The sequence below is a fragment of the Castellaniella sp. FW104-7C03 genome, from assembly GCF_040276085.1.
GTDB lineage: Bacteria > Pseudomonadota > Gammaproteobacteria > Burkholderiales > Burkholderiaceae_B > Castellaniella.
In genome coordinates this window covers 151,001-166,744 of record NZ_JBELOK010000003.1, presented here as the reverse complement: position 1 = coordinate 166,744, position 15,744 = coordinate 151,001, and the positions used below count along the sequence as shown (strand labels likewise).

The following is a 15,744-nucleotide window of genomic DNA, read 5'->3' as shown; positions in this document are numbered from 1 at the left end:
CTTAATCCTGCCGCCGCTTGGCGCGCAAGGTGTTAGGCACCGTGCCCAGCGCCCCATCGCGAAAGAACATCACCATCAGGGCCAGAATGATGCCCAGCACCAGCATCCAGGCCTGGGTGAGGCTGCTGATCCAGGTTTCCAGCAGCACAAAAATGCCGGCGCCCAGGAATGGCCCCAGGAAATAACTGCTGCCACCCAGGATGGTCATGAGCACGGGCTGGGCCGAGGTTGTCCAGTGGGCCAGCTCGGGGCTGGCGATGCGCAAAAATGGGGCTACCAGGCCGCCGGCCAGGCCGGCAAAAGCGCCTGCAATGGTAAAGGCGGCCAGCCGGTAACGGCGCACGTCCAGGCCGCAAAACGCCACGCGCTCGGGGTTTTGGCGGATGGCGCGCAACACCATCCCGAAAGAAGACTGACAAATACGATGCAGCACCAGGCCTGCCACCACCACAATGGCCAGCACCACGTGGTAATACACGGTGGGATTACCCAGCTGCACATGGATGCCCAGCCCCAAAGACCCCACAGAGAATCCCGAGAGCCCATCGCTGCCGTTGGTGACCGAGCGCCATTGGTGGATGACGCCAAACACCATCATGCCAAAGGCCAGGGTAAGCATGGCAAAGTACACCTCGTCGAGGCGCACGCAAAAAAAGCCGATGATCAGGGCCAGGATCATCCCGGCGGCCATGGCCGCCAGCAGGCAGGCGAGCAGGGGCCATTGGAGATGCTGCAACAGCAGCGCCGTGGCATAGGCCCCGACGCCATAAAAAGCCGCGTGCCCGAAACTGAGCATGCCTGTGTAGCCAAACACCAGATTGAAGCTGGCGGCAAACAGGCCCAGGATGAGGATCTGGGTGGCGATGAAAATATAGAAAAAGGGCGTCAGCCAGGGCAATGCGATCAGCAGCGCCAGCAAAACAAGCAGCCCCATACGACCATATGCGGTGTTCATGCGGAGTTCCTTGTACCCATGAGCCCGCGCGGTTTGACGAGCAATACCAGCGCCATGCCGATAAAGGGCAGCACAAGATTGACCTCTGGCAGGTAACGCCCGCCAAAGCCGTGAATTAATCCCAGGATGATGGCGCCCACCAATGCACCCGGAAAGCTGCCCAGGCCGCCGATCACCACCACGATGAAGCTTTCAATGATGATTTTGTCGCCCATGCCGGGATCGATGGCGCGCATGGGTGCGGCGATCACGCCGCCAAAAGCGGCCAGCCACGCGCCAAAGCAAAACACGCCCGTGATGACCAGCCGGGTGTTGATGCACAACACCTGTGCCATTTCACGATCGAGTGCAGCAGCCCGCATGATCTTGCCGATGCGGGTGCGATTGAACAGCAGCCACAGGCCCGCCAGTGTGAGCAGGCCCACCACCAGCACAAAGGCGCTGTAGCGCGGGTAGCTGAGCCCGGCGCCGAACTCGAAGGAGCCCTGCAGCAGGGTGGGAGGGTCGATGATATGGATGCCCGGCCCCCAGATGAGGCGTACGGATTCGTTGAGAATCAGGAGCAGGGCAAAGGTAAGCAGCAGGCTGTCGGTGACTTCACGCTGGTAAATAAAGCGCAGCATCAGGCGATCGACCACCGCAGCCAGCATGGCCACCACCAGCGGTGCCAGCAGCAGGGTAAGCCAAAAGGGCAAACCCAGGCTGGCCACGCTGGTAACCGCCAGATAGGCCCCCAGCATGTAAAGCGCCCCGTGTGCAAAATTGATGATATTGAGCACACCAAAGACGATATTCAGCCCGACTGCAATGATGAACAGCAGCAGGCCGATATCGAGACTATTGAGCAGTGCAAGGGCCAGGCTGGACATGTCACATCTTGCAGGCAGGGTCTACGGGCGGCGTTACTTTGACGCCGTCAAAGTTTTGCACCTGCGTCAGTGAGCGGATCTTGTCCTCCGTGTTCATGGGGCCCGTCAGGCCCCAGGTGGGTCCGATGAGGGCCTGGTGGTCGCCCTTGCGGAAAGTGAGGTCTCCGGTGGGGGCCTGGAAGGTAAGGCCGGCCAGTGCGTTGATCACTTTATCGGGGTCTGTAGAGCCTGCTTTCTCGAAGGCTGCCTTAAAGGCGTAGATGGCTGCGTAGGCGCCCTCGGCGTTATAGCTGGGAGGCAGCTTGTAGGTTTCTTTGTATGTCTTCACAAAGTGCTTGTTCATGGGTGTATCCCAGGAACCATACCAATAGCGGGTGCCCAGCCAGACGCCTTCGGGCATTTGATCGCCCAGCGCCGTGAGTACCTCGGTGGCAGCGCCAACGTTCATGAACACCTTGTAGCCTTGCTTGAAAAAGCCTTTTTCATTGGCCTGACGTACAAAGTTGACCAGATCACCGCCCCAGAGCGAAATCAGCACGCCGTCGGGCTTGCTTTGCATCACGCTGTCGATGAAGGGGGTGTAGTCTTCGGCCCCGAAGCGGGGAAAGGCCAGGTGGTCGTTCATCAGCACGACATCAGGGTTGGCGGCCTTCAGGTAGTTGCTGAAGTATTCCCAGGATTCGTGCCCAAAGGCGTAGTCGGGCCCGATGGTGGTCCATTTGGTGGCCCCGCTTTTGGCAGCAATCTGTGCGCCGCCGGTCATCATCTGCGTGACATTGACGCTGATGCGAAACGCATATTTGTTGCACAGCTTGCCGGTAACCGCCGGCGTGGCTGCGTGGGTGATCATCAGCGGTTTGCCCAGATCAGGCAGTACCGGCACAAGGCCCTGGGCTACACCCGAGCTGTCGATCCCCATGAGGATGTCGACCTTATCCTGGTAGACCATTTTTCGGGCCAGCTGGATGGCTGTGGCCGCCTTGCCCTGGCCGTCTTCCAGTTGAAGCTCGAGTTTGCGTCCCAGCACACCGCCCTTGGCGTTGACTTCGTTGATGGCAAGGGTGGCGCCTTGCTTGGCGAATTCGCCGTATGTGGCTGCACTGCCGGACAGCAGATAAATGCCGCCGATACGGATGGGGTCTTCGGCTTGTGCGGGGGAACTGGCCAGCATCGATGCGGTAGAAATTGCAGCCAGTAAGGTGGTAAGTGAATGCCTGCTCATGAAAGTCTCCTCTGTCGACACATCTGCCGTGGATGGGGCGGATGTGAAATCAAAATCGGATCTGCTCTTGGGGCAGCTTGGGGTGAGCGTGTGCTACTTGAATCCGGGCCGATGTGCAGGAGCCTTGTTGCGAGGCGGCCTCTAGGTATTTCGGTAAAACATAAAACAATTGTTCGCTAAAGTCAAAAATTATCCCTAGTGGATTTCACCAGATACGGGATCCAGATAATGCTGCAGTATGTCGTAGACCTGCTGCGCGTAAGTGCCGACATCGATGCCCTGGCGCCGGTAGCGGCTGTGGCGCAGGTACCAGTCTTGCATCATGGCTTTGGTCAGTGCGGCCAGCAGCCGGGCGTCCGCTTGCCTGAACAGCTTTTGCGCCATGCCTTCCTGGAGGATGTCCATGAAAAGGTCTTCGATCTGGCCGGACAGGCGCACGGTGCGCTGCTTTTCGAGGTCGGGCAAGTTGCGCGCCTCCATAAACGAAAAGCTGAACCAGGTGGGCATGAGTTCGCTGAGAAACAGGTGCACCCGGATGGCGGTATGGAGTTTGACAGGGCCTGGGGGCAGGTCTCGTGTGCGGGTGTCCAGGGTTTTGCGGGTAAGCAAAAAGCCGTAGCTCTGGATCAGGTGCAGGAGATCTTCTTTGTTTTTGATGTAAGCGTAGATGCCGCCGATGCTGAAGCCCGAGTGCGCGCACAGATCGCGTAGCGACATTGCATGAAATCCGCTGGAGGTGGCCAGGGTGAGCGTGGATTCGATGATGGTGCGCAGCCCCCGGATGGCCACGGCCTCTTTTTTGATGCGGATGTGGTGGCCGTTTTGCTGATAGAGCTCACGATAGATGTCTTCTTTGGAGAAGTTGAGTTCTTTCTTGAACGACTCGAAATCCAGGGGGGTGTCGTCGGCGGTTTGCGTCATGATGAGGGGTCTGTTTTGTCGGGGGGGAGATCCTGCCGCACCTGTGCACGCAGCACGTTTTTGCGGATTTTCCCGGTGGATGTTTTGGGCAGCGGGCCAAACACCACCTGCTTGGGGATTTTGTAACCCGGCATATGCTGGCGGCAAAACGCGATGATATCTGTTTCGTTAAGGACGGCTGCGTCTTTCAGCGTGACAAAAGCGCAGGGCACTTCGCCCCAATGGGCATCGGGGCTGGCAATCACGGCGGCCTCGAGTACCTGTGGATGGCGGTAGAGCACGTCTTCCACCTCTTTGCTGGAGATGTTTTCACCCCCCGAAATAATGATGTCCTTGGCGCGATCCTTTACCTCGACGTAATGATCCGGGTGCATGACGGCCAGGTCGCCTGTGTGAAACCAGTTGTCCTGAAACGCTTCTTGCGTGCTTTGCGGGTTTTTCAGGTAGCCCTTCATCAGGGTGTTGCCACGGTGCACCAGCTCGCCCAGGGTCTGGCCATCGGCCGGTACGGGCTGACCGGTATTGCGATCCAGCACATTGATGTCGTCCATCGCATAAAGCCCCACGCCCTGGCGTGACATCTTCACTGCCAGGGCATCAGTGTCCAGGTTGTCCCAGGCCGGCTGGGGCACGCATACCGTTGACGGGCCATAGCTTTCGGTGAGGCCGTACAGGTGCGTGATGCGAAACCCCACTTGTTTGCCTTTTGCGATGACGGCTTCTGGGGGAGCCGCCCCGCCCACGGCAAACTGCACCCACTGCTCAAGCACGATCTGGTCTTTCGCGAAATCATTGACCAGCATATTAAGCACCACCGGCGCGCCGCACAGGTGGGTGACCTGGTCTTCTTGCAGGTGCCTGAGGATGGTGTCGGACTGCACCTTGCGCAAGCACACTTGGGTGCCGCCCACCGCCACGATAGCCCAGGTGTAGCACCAGCCATTGCAGTGAAACATCGGCAGCGTCCAGAGATAGACGGTCTCGGGTGTCATGTTGAAGGCCATGGCGTTGCCCAGCCCCGACAAATACGCCCCACGGTGGTGGTACACCACCCCTTTTGGGTTGCCAGTGGTGCCCGAGGTATAGCAAAGCGAAATCGCGTCCCATTCGTCCTGCGGCTTTTGCCAGGCAAACCGGGGGTCGCCCGAGGCCAGCAGGGTTTCGTAATCCAGGCTGTCCAGCCCTGCGGAGGCCGTGCCCGCCGGACCAATGGAGATCAGGATGGGTGGGGTGGGAAGATCCTGGACAGCCTCCTGAACCACAGCTTCGAGGGCGGGGTCGTAAATCAGTGCCCGGGATTCTCCGTGCTGCAGGATGAAGCGGATGGATGCTGCATCCAGGCGCACATTGAGTGCATTGAGCACCGCACCCGCCATGGGTACAAAAAAGTGGCCTTCCAGCAATTGATGCGTGTTGAAGCACAGCATCGACACCGTATCCTGGGGCTGGATGCCCAGCTGCAGCAGGGCGCTGGCCATGCATCGGCTGCGCGTATAAAACTGTGCATAGGTAAAGCGGACATCCTCGTCAATTACGGCGATCTTGTCGGGGAAAACCGTGGCGGATCGCTTCAGGAAACTGATCGGTGTCAGGGCGGAATAATTGGCGGCCTGCTTGTCCAGGCCCTGTTGGTATTTGTTGCTCATGGTGGTGTCTCCTTCAGGGGCCGCTTGGAACAGGTCACGTGGGTTGTTGGTGTCAGGCTTTGATCGTGTCAGGCATGGGAGGCCCTCCATGTCCAGAACCCGGGGCCTTGTGCCAGCAGGCGGCGTGCCAGCACCATTTTGTGTACCTCCGAGGCGCCATCCACCAGGCGGGCCTGCCGCGCATAGCGGTAGATCCACTCGAGTGGCGTATCGCGCGAGTATCCATGTGCACCACACAGCTGGATGGCCGTATCCACGGCTTTTTGCAAGGTATCGGCCACTGCCACCTTGGCCATCGAGACCTCGGCCTGGGCGTAGTCGCCTTGATCCAGGCACCAGGCGGCATGCATGGTTAACAGCCGGCCGGCCCTGACTTGCATGGCGGCCTCGCCCATCAGCCACTGTACGCCTTCGTGCTCGGCCAGTGCTTGCCCGAACGATTGCCGCTGCGCTACATAATCGCCTGCAATCTCCAGCGAGCGTCGTGCCAGACCCAGCCAGCGCATACAGTGCGTCAGGCGGGCCGGGCCCAGCCGGATCTGTGTGGCTTTCAGGCCATCGCCCACTTTCATCAGCCGGTTTTCGTCCGGGATGAACAAGCCATCGAAGCGCAACTCGCAATGCCCACCGTGCTCTTCCGGACCCAGGATGGGAATCCGGCGCACGATTTCCCAGCCGGGATCGTCTTTATGAAACAAAAAGGCGCTCAGGCCCCGGCGGGGGTCGTCTGAGGTGCGGGCGATGAGGATGAAGTGGGCGGCCGCACCTGCGCCTGTGATGAAGTGCTTGTGGCCGTGGATGCGCCAACCCTGGCCCTCGGGCACGGCCCGCGTCAGCATCATGCCTGGATCGGAGCCGCAGCCTGGGGCGGGCTCGGTCATGGCAAATGCGGAGCGGACCTGGCCGTCGATGATGGGCTGCAGCCAGCGCGTTTTTTGCGCCTCGGTGGCTACCTTGTTCAGCATCATCATATTGCCGTCGTCGGGGGCGGCCGAATTGAACACCACCGGCCCAAAGAGGCTGCGGTTCATTTCTTCGTAGCAGGCGGCCATGTCTGCCATGCCCAGCCCCTGGCCGCCACGCGATTTGGGCATCTGCAGGCACCAGAGGCCTTGGCTGCGAGCCTTGGTGCGCAGGGTGGCCAGCAAGATTTCGTTGATGTTCTCGTGGGGGTCGAAAGTGGCTGGATCGCACTCTAGCGGGATGAGCTCGTGGTTGACGAAGGTGCGGATGCGCGCACAGAAATCCTGGATAAGCGGAGACAGTGAGAAGTCCATGGCCCTGTCCTGTTGGAGAGTGGATTGCAGGTGGCCACTATCGACCCCAGGAGAACTGCTTGAGTGCCTGGATCGAAGGGGGTGTGCGTGCCGCCCACATGTGCTGGATGATCTGTTGTAAACATAGAACGATCGTTCGGTTTCTTCAATGAAGGAAAACCCGTGGACAGATCATTGTGCGAACGGCGCTGTGGGGTGGCCGGACAATCAGGGTGCTGCCTGGCGTGTGGGCGGGGCAAGGGGCAGAGGCAAGTGCCTTGGGGCAAGCCTGCGAATCCGCGTGCAGCGGCTAGGAGACTTCGGCCTGCGCGGCATGGCCCGGCCCGCTTTGGGCGGCGAATATCCCCGGGGTCAAACCCGTAAATGTCTTGAAGGTGGCAATAAACGTGGAGAGGCTGTCGTAGCCGCAGGCCAGGGCGACATCGGTGATGGAGTCGCCACGCTCCAGCAGGGGCAGGGCATGCACCAGGCGTGCGCGCTGGCGCCACAGCCGAAATCCCAGCCCGGTTTGCGCCTGAAACAGCCTCGTCAGTGTGCGGGCCGAGACACCCAGTTGGGTGCCCAGGGTTTGCAGGCTGAGATCCAGGCTGGGGTCTTGGGCAAGCCGTCGGCAGATGGCCGCCAGCCGGGGGTCTGTGGGCCAGGGCAAAATCAGCCCCACCTCGGGAGCCGCTTTCAGCCGGTCGATCAACACTTGCGCCAGGCGTCCGTCAGAGCCTTCCTCGTCGTAGTCACTGGGCAAGGTGGCAAACTGGCGGATGAGTTCGTGCAGCAGTGCGGACACTGCAATCACCCGGCAATCCGGCCAGTTCAGCCCCAGAGCGTAATGATCCAGATAAAGGCTGCGAATGATGGCCTGGGGTGATTGCTGCACCTGATGGCGCACGTTGGCGGGAATCCATACGGCGCGATGCGGCAGCGCCACAAAGCGGGCCTCGGGCGTCCACACCTGCAAGTGGCCCTGGATGGCGTAAGACAGCTGTGCCCAGGTGTGGGTATGCGGGCGTGCGCGGGCAATATTGGGATGCTGGTTGATGCTGCCGTACAGGGGCCGGATCAGGTGCGTGACCGACCCTTGGGCGCGTGCTGCTGCAGGTGTGTCTGCACGCATGCCCTGCACCTGCCGAACCGGTTCGGAAGACCTTGGTTTGTCGCTTCGTGAATGTTTCATTGTCATTTAACGGCAGACGTGTGTTGTCACCCAAGTTTAAGCTGAGTGTCTTCTTTTTCATATGGCTCAAAGGTAAAGGCATGCCTGACAAATTACGCCTGCTGTTCGATCGCTTTACGCTCACCCTGATTGCCGTGGTGGCCGCCGCCACCTTGCTGCCAGCGCATGGGGACGGGGCAGTGTTCTTCAAGCACCTGACGTCTGCCGCCATTGCGCTGCTGTTCTTTATGCATGGGGCAAAGTTGTCCCGCCAGGCAATTGTGGCAGGCGCCACACACTGGCGTTTGCACATTGTGGTGTTTTGCTGGACGTTTGTGATCTTCCCGCTGATCGGCTGGGCGCTGCGCCCGGTGCTGGTGCCTTTGCTTGGCATGCCGCTGTATATAGGGGTGTTGTATCTGTGCGTGCTGCCAGGCACTGTGCAATCGGCCATTGCCTTTACCTCGATTGCCCGGGGCAATATTCCGGCGGCGGTGTGTGCGGCATCAGCCTCCAGCCTGCTGGGGATTTTCATCACGCCGATGCTGCTGCAGTGGTTGCTGGAAGCCAATACGTCGGTGCTGGGGTCTGGCTCTTTGCCGCAAGCCATCGGCAACATCAGTGTCGAGATCCTTTTGCCCTTTGTACTAGGTCACTTGATGCGTCCGCTGCTGGGCCGCTGGATGGACAGCCATCGCCGCCTGGTGCGCAATGTGGATCAAAGCTCTATCTTGCTGGTGGTGTATACGGCGTTTAGCGAGTCGGTGATCGGCGGTCTGTGGCTGCAGGTGGACACTGTGTCTTTACTTTGGTTGTTCGCAGTGTGCGCAATATTGCTGGCTTTTATTTTGAGCCTCAACATGTGGTCCACGCGCAAAATGGGGTTCAATCGCGAGGACGAAATCACCATTGTGTTTTGTGGTTCAAAGAAAAGCCTGGCAACCGGGGTGCCGATGGCTGGTGTGCTGTTCAGTGCGGGCGCCATCGGCCCGGTGCTGCTGCCCCTGATGCTGTTTCATCAGATTCAACTGATGGTGTGCGCGGTGTTGGCACAACATTATCTTCGCCAGCAGATGGCTGCCCCTGCGGCAGCAACACCTGCAGTGCCGGCAGCTGCCGGCCGATCCTGAGCGCCAGGATCCGGATTTCTCGCGTGCGCACTGAGTAGGGGGCCTTGGGCCCTCTGCCCAGGGTTAGTCCTGATGCTTTTTTATGTAAACGGTATACAATATCCTAAAAGCACACTTGTTTGCGATAGGATTTAGTTCATGCTTAAAGTAACGCTACATAAAAACGGCCAAGTCTATCAGGATGAGGTTCAGGAAAACGCCAACTTGGTGGTTCGCGCAGGTATCCGGCAGTTTCCGTATCCCAATTTGTCGTACCGCTGCGGCATGGGCAAGTGTGCCACTTGCGCCTGCAAGATACTGGATGGCGCAGATCACCTGCCGGCCCCCAACTGGAAAGAAAAGAAGCAACTGGGCAGCCGCCTTGATGAAGGTTACCGGCTGGTATGCCAGCTATGGCTTACCCACGACATCGAGCTCACCCAGGATGTCGAACCTGTTCACCATGCAGATGTATCTGCTTAAGCCTGGAGGCCTCTCATGTATATCATTCTTACCAGCAAACCGGGCATATACAGTGCAACCATCCAGGTAGGCGGTACCCCGATGGAAACCTATCGGTACCTGTTTTATGGGCGGTGCAAGGCGGTGTTCTCGCTGGTCCGCATCGATGCCGATATCAAGATCGACATCGTGGAAGACACCCCGCCCCACATCCGCAACGTGGTTTCAAGCAAATTCCTGGATCACTTCGATACCTTGGACGACGCCCGGGCCGAACTCAATCATCTGGTTCATTTTGGTGGGCTGGATGCTGTCTTGCAACGGTGTGAACCATCTGGTGCAGTTGCGTAAAAGGTAGTCATGATGGTTTCAATTACATTTCTGAATGGCAGCAGCAAAACGGTCGAAGCACCGGATAACAGCAATTTGCTGCGGGTCTCGATCCGCGAAAAAGGTGGTATTCCGTTCAAGTGCGGCGGGGGCCTTTGTGGCACCTGCAAGTGCCGTATCGAGGAAGGCAAAGAGAACACCGATAAAATCAAACCCAAGGAAAGGCGCCATCTGAAGGACGAGGACTTTGCCGAGGGTTATCGCATGGCTTGCCAGACGTTTATTACCGGTGACGTCAAAGTCTCCTGGTAAAGAGGGTTGGGTCTCATTGGCAGGCAGCCACAGCCCGAAAGCCACCGGCACCACCAGGTGCCGGTATCTGGTAGGTTTTACAGATCCCACTTGGGCGGTTCACCGCCCTTTTCTTTGACGTACGCACGTGCCGCATTGTGCACGTGCTGGGTGGCCAGCAAACCGGCGAGTTCGACATTTCCGGCGATGACTGCGCGCAGGATTTGCTCGTGGTCGGCCCAGTTTTCTCTGACGCGGCCGATATTGCTGGGTGCAAACACCAGGGCGGTGCGGTCACGCAGCGAATTCATGATGTCCATCAGAACCGGATTGCCGGTAACCGTGGCCAGGGTTTCGTGAAAGGTACGGTTCAGGTGACGGCAGGTATCCATGTCTTCGGTTTCTACCGCTTTCATACCTGCTTTCAGGATGTCCTCGAGCTCTTGGATGGCCGACTGTTCGCGCCGCTGCGCAGCCAGCCGGGCATTGAGGCCTTCGAGGGCGGCACGCACCTCGACCATGTTGTAGGCCATTTCATCGGAGAGCACGGCAACAGAGGCCCCCCGGCGTGGCTCGATGCTGACCAGGCCTTCGGCAGCCAGTGCGCGCAGGGCCTCGCGGATGGGAATCCGGGAGACGGCCATCTCGTCGGAGAGCCGGCTTTCAACCAGCCGCGCACCCGGGCGGAACTCACCCTGCAGGATGCGGTCGCGAAGCTTGTCGCGGATCACGGCAAAAAGAGGTGAGTACTGCTCACCAATCCTGAGTGAGTCGCTGTTTTTGGTCCCATTGGGCGCCAGATTGCTTGATCTCATTGTGGTGGTGCTCATGATTCCTGTACTCAAGATATTTGAATCGTCCGTTTAGTATACAAGTGTGCACCTGGGCGGCCCCAGTGCTACCCGGCAATGGCTCAAAGAAGAGTGCTTATTGCCACAGGGTCTTGATCGCCAGCCCCAGCGCACTGGCGGCGCAGAAGATCAGCAGGCCATAGCGCAGTGCCGGGCCGGTGACGCGGTGGCGGGCCTTGTTGGAAAGCCAGAACCCCAGAAACAAAAAGGGGAAAAGCGTGGCGCTCAGCAGGAGATCGTGCCAGCCGTAATGCCCCGTCAGTGCCAGCGCGATCAGCGAGACCGTGGCCCCGCAGCCCAAAATGGCACCAATCGTGGCTCGGATGGTGGAGGGCGGGCTGTGCTGCATGATGATGGCCAGCGGTGGAGAGCCTACCGAGGTGAGTGTCCCCATGATGCCGGAAATCAGGCCGGCCACGCTGGCGCTGACCGGGGATACGCGCAGCCGCAGCCCCGAGACGCTTAGCAGCACTGCCAGCAGAATCAGGCCGGCAAATAGCAGGCTTAGGGTGCGTGATGCCAGCTGGCTGAGCGCAAACACTGCAACCAATGCCCCCAGCGTGCGGCCGGCCAGCGCAAAAGAGGCAGGCTTCACGGCGATCTGGTGGCGCTCCCGCAGGGCGGTCATGAAGGTCACCATGCCGCCCAGTGTCAACAAGGGCCCCGGCACCAGTTCGGGGCTGACCATCAAGGCCACCGGCGCGGCAAACATGGTGAATCCCACACCGCCCACTCCTTGCAAAAGAGCAGAACCCACAATCAGAAAAGCCATCAGGGCATAGACCCAGGGGTCTGTAAACGGCAGCAAGTCTAGGGGGGGCATGAACTCTCCGTAATCGGAAGCAATGAAAGAGTTGTAATGGTATACCATGTACAAGCGGTTTATTTCATGCCTGAAACAGCCGTATGCCGTATTGCTTGTCACTGGTCCACCGATCTCCAGCAAAAAACGCTATCTACATAGATAACAATGAATAATTAAGGCGAATTCGCTTTAAGCATGAACGTCTAAGGGAAACCTCTGGGTATCACTCAGATACTTGAAGAATATAATATCCAGTATACAGGATACGAAATATAAAGAAGATCCTGAATTTCAGCTCTGGATGACAAGAGCCACGTGTCATCCGTTTTAAATTTCAATCTCAAGATTTACCCTCAAGGGGAGGCTCATGGGTTCAGAAGTCACTCTCAACCTATCGCACTGGATATATCTGGCCAGTGTGGTGGTGATCATCGTTACGATGATTTTTCGTGCCAACGTGGTGGTTCCGGCGGTAATCGGAACATTCCTGGTTGTCACATCACTCACCGGCAATCCAGTAAACGGCTTCATCGGCATCTTCAATGCCAGTTTCGTGGCTGCCCGCGAGCTGTTCAATATCTTCCTGGTCATCACATTCATGACGGCGCTGCTCAGCGCATTGAAAGCCACCGGGGCGGATGTCCTGATGGTCAAGCCGTTTCAGAAGGTGATGCGCGGTGGTTTGTCCTCGTACATCGTGATTGCAGTGGTCACCTATCTGTTTTCACTGTTTTTCTGGCCTACGCCGGCAGTACCCCTGGTATCTGCCGTGCTACTGCCAGCCGCCATTGCCGCAGGCCTGCCTCCCATCACGGGTGCCATGGTCATCGCGATTGCAGGTCAAGGGATGGCGTTGTCCTCTGATTACATCATCGGAGTGGCCCCTGGCATCAGTGCCAAAGCCGCAGGCGCAGCTGTCTCGGCACAGGCCGTGGCTGATCAAGCCATGATCCTGTCGCTCATCACAGGTATTGTGGCCTTGGTGCTGGCTTATCTGTTTACCCGCAAAAGCATCCAACAACCCAGCCCCGCCTTGTTGGATGAGTGGCAATCGCGCGCCAGCGATGGCAGTACCGTCAAAGTGGAGCGCTCCGGCAGCTTTGACAAGTCTGAAATGGCGCATAGTGCCGATGCCCCTGATGAAGATGTACCGCCCAAGGCGCGTGCCAATCAGCATCTGCGCAAGTGTGCCAAGACCTTCGCTATCGTCACGCCGCTGGCCTTTCTTGGCGTGATCCTGGTTCTGGTGTTGCCCACCATCTTCCCCTCCATGCCCGCCCTGCGCGGCGGCGATGCGGCCGGCCTGGTTGGCGGCGTGGGCTTCGTACTGATGATGGCGGCCTGTCTGATGTTTGTGGGTGGCCGGCGGATGCTGGATCTCTGTCCGGATTACATGACGGATGGTTTCGTCTTCGCTTTCAAGGCCATGGGCTCTGTGCTGCCAATTGCCGGTTTCTTCTTTCTGGGTACCAGTGATGCCACTGCCCAGATTCTCGGGATCCCGGCCGCCGGTGCGCCTAGCCTTCTGTTTGATCTGGTTACTGCGGGCCAACACTACATCCCCAACAACAGCATCATGATGGCATTTGGTGAGCTGATCGTCGGGATGGTGACCGGCATCGATGGGTCGGGCTTCTCGGGCTTGCCCCTGACAGGCTCCCTGGCGGGTGCGATTGGCCCGGTTATCGGGATGGATCCCGCTACCCTGGCAGCCATTGGCCAGATGGGCGCCATCTGGACAGGCGGTGGCACCTTGATTGCCTGGTCGTCCCTGATCGCCGTGGCTGGTTTTGCCCGTGTCTCGGTGCTGGATCTGGTGCGTCTGCTGACCTTGCCGGTACTGATTGCGCTGGCGGTATCCACCACCTTCGCTGCGATCTGGTTGGCGTAACCGCTCTGTAAGCAGCCGGTGCGGCTGGCCTCAGTGGCCGCCCGGCATCCACTCTGCCGACGATCTGGAACCTTCAACATGTCCTCTTTACCGGTCTCTCAAGGCCACTACCGAATTGCCACCCGCTCAGGTGATCTGATCTTTACTGCCGGGATGACACCACGCAAGGATGGTGTCCTGGTTCGCAAAGGGAAGATCAGCAGTGGCACACCGGCGTCTGATTACCGGGCTTGTGTCGAGCTGGCGGTGCAAAACGCCTTGCAGGCGGCCCAAAGCCAGATGGCACCCGAGGAACGTATCTCCCGGGTGTTGAACACCACTGTTTATGTAGCGGCTGAAGATGGCTTCGAAGGCCATTCAAAAATTGCCGACCTGGCCTCAGACCACCTGTTTGCCCGTTTGCCGGAAGTCGGACCCGGTGCGCGCACCGCGGTGGGGGTTTACTCCCTGCCAGGTAACGCTCCAGTTGAGATCGCACTGGTAGTGGCCGTGCAGTCTCCGTAGGCGAAAGGCGGCAGCCGGTCTGTCGCCATTTTCGCAATGCTTTACCTCTCCCCCCCCTCTTGAATTGCTGCAGACCCCGTCTGCGGAAGGGGTTTGCTATCCAGCCTTAGGAGGTATCTGTCTCATGTCCCCCTGAACCGCAAAGCATCGCGGCCAAATTTCCGCCCAGTGTGAGGTCAGCACTTGAGGACTTTTCGGCAAAGCGATCTGTGTTGCCCTCGTACTGTTGCATGGCCTGCCACATCTAATAAAACCATCGTGCGCAGCCGGCAGAATTCAATAGAAGAATTGGAGACTTCAACCATTATGAAAAAGCAAGCTTTTGTATTGGCACTGATTGGGGGGTTTGGCATGGTGCTGTCCGCCCAGGCAGAGACCTCTGTGACGTTGTACGGTGTAGTGGATACCGGCTATGGCTATAGCAAGCACGAGATTCACAAGGACGGCATCAATTACACGGCCAAGTCCTCCGGCCTGCACGACAGCTATTTGTCGGGCAGCCGCTTTGGCTTCCGGGGGGTCGAAGACCTGGGCGATGGCCTGCGCGCCGTGTTTATTCTGGAGTCCGGTATCAACCCGGGTAACGGCACCACGGTAACCGATCGCGTGTTTCACCGGGAATCCCATGTGGGGCTCGCCAGCGATCGCTGGGGTTCGATCACGATGGGGCGCCAGTACAACCTGGCAGACCCGTACTTTGGCGTCAACGCCACGGCCTCGATGGGGGATATCGACAAGACGTTTGGTGCTGCCTCTGTGCGTGTGGACAATATGTTCATCTACCAGACGCCTAATATGTCGGGGTTCCAGGCTGGAGTAGGTTACGCCGCCGAGGGTGCCGTGGTGCGTACCGATGTGGATCCGGATGCTAATAACCGGGACAGAAACAGCTACTTGACCCTGGGTGTGCAATATCGCGACGAGGCCTTGCACGCTGCCGCCACCTACGACCGTGTGGGTAATGGCGAATACGCCAACGCAGCCACCAGTTGGGCATTGGTGGGTTCGTACGATTTTGGTGTGGCCAAGCTGGCTCTGGGCTACGGGCAAGACCGCTATGCCAAGATCAACGGTGTGGGTGCCTATAGCAACGAAGCACTGTTTAGCGAGGTCTTTACCGAGGCGGGCTCTCCCGTCAAGGGCTATGAAGATTACCTGGCAACGCATGATTTCAAGGCCAGCAACTACTACGTCGGGCTGTCTGTGCCGCTGGCGGGTGGTACGGTGGGAATGGCCTGGGGCCGTACGGCATCCAATCTGGATGACGGTGACAAGTTGGGTGATTATGCAGGCGACCAAAATATCTATAGCGCCCGTTATGTGTATCCCTTGTCCAAACGCACAAGCCTCTATGTTTATGGCGCCTATGGCACCAATATTGCCTATATTGAAGGCCTGAAGGCTCAGGAAGCCGGCTTGGGTATTAACCACAGCTTCTGACAGGCACCTGTGGTGTGATCT

At 58.6% G+C, this 15,744-nt stretch carries 16 protein-coding genes; 7 read left to right on the top strand and 9 right to left on the bottom strand.

The window, feature by feature from the left end:
• Position 1: 1 nt before the first annotated feature.
• The 7 genes from ABS758_RS04785 to ABS758_RS04755 all read right to left on the bottom strand — a co-directional run bounded on the left by ABS758_RS04785 (position 2) and on the right by ABS758_RS04755 (position 8,001).
• Positions 2 to 955, bottom strand: a complete 954-nt coding sequence (locus tag ABS758_RS04785) for a branched-chain amino acid ABC transporter permease (RefSeq protein WP_350381091.1) — start codon at positions 953 to 955, stop codon at positions 2 to 4.
• On the bottom strand, positions 952 to 1,824 hold the full coding sequence (locus ABS758_RS04780; RefSeq protein WP_350381089.1) for a branched-chain amino acid ABC transporter permease: 873 nt from the start codon (positions 1,822 to 1,824) through the stop codon (positions 952 to 954). The genes ABS758_RS04785 and ABS758_RS04780 overlap by 4 nt, the downstream gene beginning before the upstream one ends.
• 1 nt (position 1,825) lies before the next feature.
• A complete protein-coding gene (locus tag ABS758_RS04775) occupies positions 1,826 to 3,046 on the bottom strand; it encodes an ABC transporter substrate-binding protein (protein ID WP_350381087.1) in 1,221 nt (406 codons plus the stop codon).
• Between the two features lie 195 nt (positions 3,047 to 3,241).
• On the bottom strand, positions 3,242 to 3,967 hold the full coding sequence (locus ABS758_RS04770) for a TetR/AcrR family transcriptional regulator (protein WP_350381086.1): 726 nt from the start codon (positions 3,965 to 3,967) through the stop codon (positions 3,242 to 3,244).
• Positions 3,964 to 5,613 carry an AMP-binding protein gene (locus ABS758_RS04765; protein ID WP_350381084.1) on the bottom strand — a complete coding sequence of 550 codons (1,650 nt, stop codon included), beginning with the start codon at positions 5,611 to 5,613 and terminating at the stop codon, positions 3,964 to 3,966. Before ABS758_RS04765 ends, ABS758_RS04770 begins: the two co-directional genes overlap by 4 nt.
• Before the next feature lie 68 nt (positions 5,614 to 5,681).
• On the bottom strand, positions 5,682 to 6,890 hold the full coding sequence (locus tag ABS758_RS04760; protein ID WP_350381083.1) for an acyl-CoA dehydrogenase family protein: 1,209 nt from the start codon (positions 6,888 to 6,890) through the stop codon (positions 5,682 to 5,684).
• 289 nt (positions 6,891 to 7,179) lie between these two features.
• Positions 7,180 to 8,001: an AraC family transcriptional regulator gene (locus tag ABS758_RS04755; RefSeq protein WP_350381082.1), complete on the bottom strand. Its 822-nt coding sequence runs from the start codon at positions 7,999 to 8,001 to the stop codon at positions 7,180 to 7,182.
• Positions 8,002 to 8,141: 140 nt separating this feature from the next.
• Here ABS758_RS04755 and ABS758_RS04750 point away from each other — a divergent pair, with 140 nt between their 5' ends.
• The 4 genes from ABS758_RS04750 (at position 8,142) to ABS758_RS04735 (ending at position 10,253) form a co-directional block, all read left to right on the top strand.
• The gene (locus tag ABS758_RS04750) at positions 8,142 to 9,170 is read left to right on the top strand and encodes a bile acid:sodium symporter family protein (RefSeq protein ID WP_350381080.1); all 1,029 of its coding nucleotides are present in this window, start codon (positions 8,142 to 8,144) and stop codon (positions 9,168 to 9,170) included.
• Between the two features lie 138 nt (positions 9,171 to 9,308).
• Positions 9,309 to 9,632 carry a 2Fe-2S iron-sulfur cluster-binding protein gene (locus tag ABS758_RS04745; RefSeq protein ID WP_350381079.1) on the top strand — a complete coding sequence of 108 codons (324 nt, stop codon included), beginning with the start codon at positions 9,309 to 9,311 and terminating at the stop codon, positions 9,630 to 9,632.
• 15 nt (positions 9,633 to 9,647) lie between these two features.
• The gene (locus ABS758_RS04740; protein ID WP_350381077.1) at positions 9,648 to 9,962 is read left to right on the top strand and encodes a ferredoxin; all 315 of its coding nucleotides are present in this window, start codon (positions 9,648 to 9,650) and stop codon (positions 9,960 to 9,962) included.
• Positions 9,963 to 9,974: 12 nt separating this feature from the next.
• Positions 9,975 to 10,253, top strand: a complete 279-nt coding sequence (locus tag ABS758_RS04735; protein WP_350381326.1) for a 2Fe-2S iron-sulfur cluster-binding protein — start codon at positions 9,975 to 9,977, stop codon at positions 10,251 to 10,253.
• Between the two features lie 77 nt (positions 10,254 to 10,330).
• Here the strand turns inward: ABS758_RS04735 and ABS758_RS04730 are convergent, their stop codons facing one another.
• Both ABS758_RS04730 and ABS758_RS04725 read right to left on the bottom strand, forming a co-directional pair.
• Positions 10,331 to 11,047, bottom strand: coding sequence for a GntR family transcriptional regulator (locus ABS758_RS04730; RefSeq protein ID WP_350381324.1), 717 nt, complete (start codon positions 11,045 to 11,047; stop codon positions 10,331 to 10,333).
• Positions 11,048 to 11,159: 112 nt separating this feature from the next.
• Positions 11,160 to 11,906: a TSUP family transporter gene (locus ABS758_RS04725; protein WP_350381076.1), complete on the bottom strand. Its 747-nt coding sequence runs from the start codon at positions 11,904 to 11,906 to the stop codon at positions 11,160 to 11,162.
• Between the two features lie 349 nt (positions 11,907 to 12,255).
• On the opposite strand from ABS758_RS04725, the gene ABS758_RS04720 reads away from it, so the two are divergent.
• From ABS758_RS04720 to ABS758_RS04710, 3 genes are all read left to right on the top strand, one after another.
• Positions 12,256 to 13,779, top strand: coding sequence for a hypothetical protein (locus ABS758_RS04720; RefSeq protein ID WP_350381075.1), 1,524 nt, complete (start codon positions 12,256 to 12,258; stop codon positions 13,777 to 13,779).
• A 78-nt stretch (positions 13,780 to 13,857) separates the two neighbouring features.
• A complete protein-coding gene (locus ABS758_RS04715) occupies positions 13,858 to 14,283 on the top strand; it encodes a RidA family protein (protein WP_350381073.1) in 426 nt (141 codons plus the stop codon).
• 306 nt (positions 14,284 to 14,589) lie between these two features.
• The gene (locus ABS758_RS04710) at positions 14,590 to 15,723 is read left to right on the top strand and encodes a porin (protein WP_350381072.1); all 1,134 of its coding nucleotides are present in this window, start codon (positions 14,590 to 14,592) and stop codon (positions 15,721 to 15,723) included.
• Positions 15,724 to 15,744 lie beyond the last annotated feature (21 nt).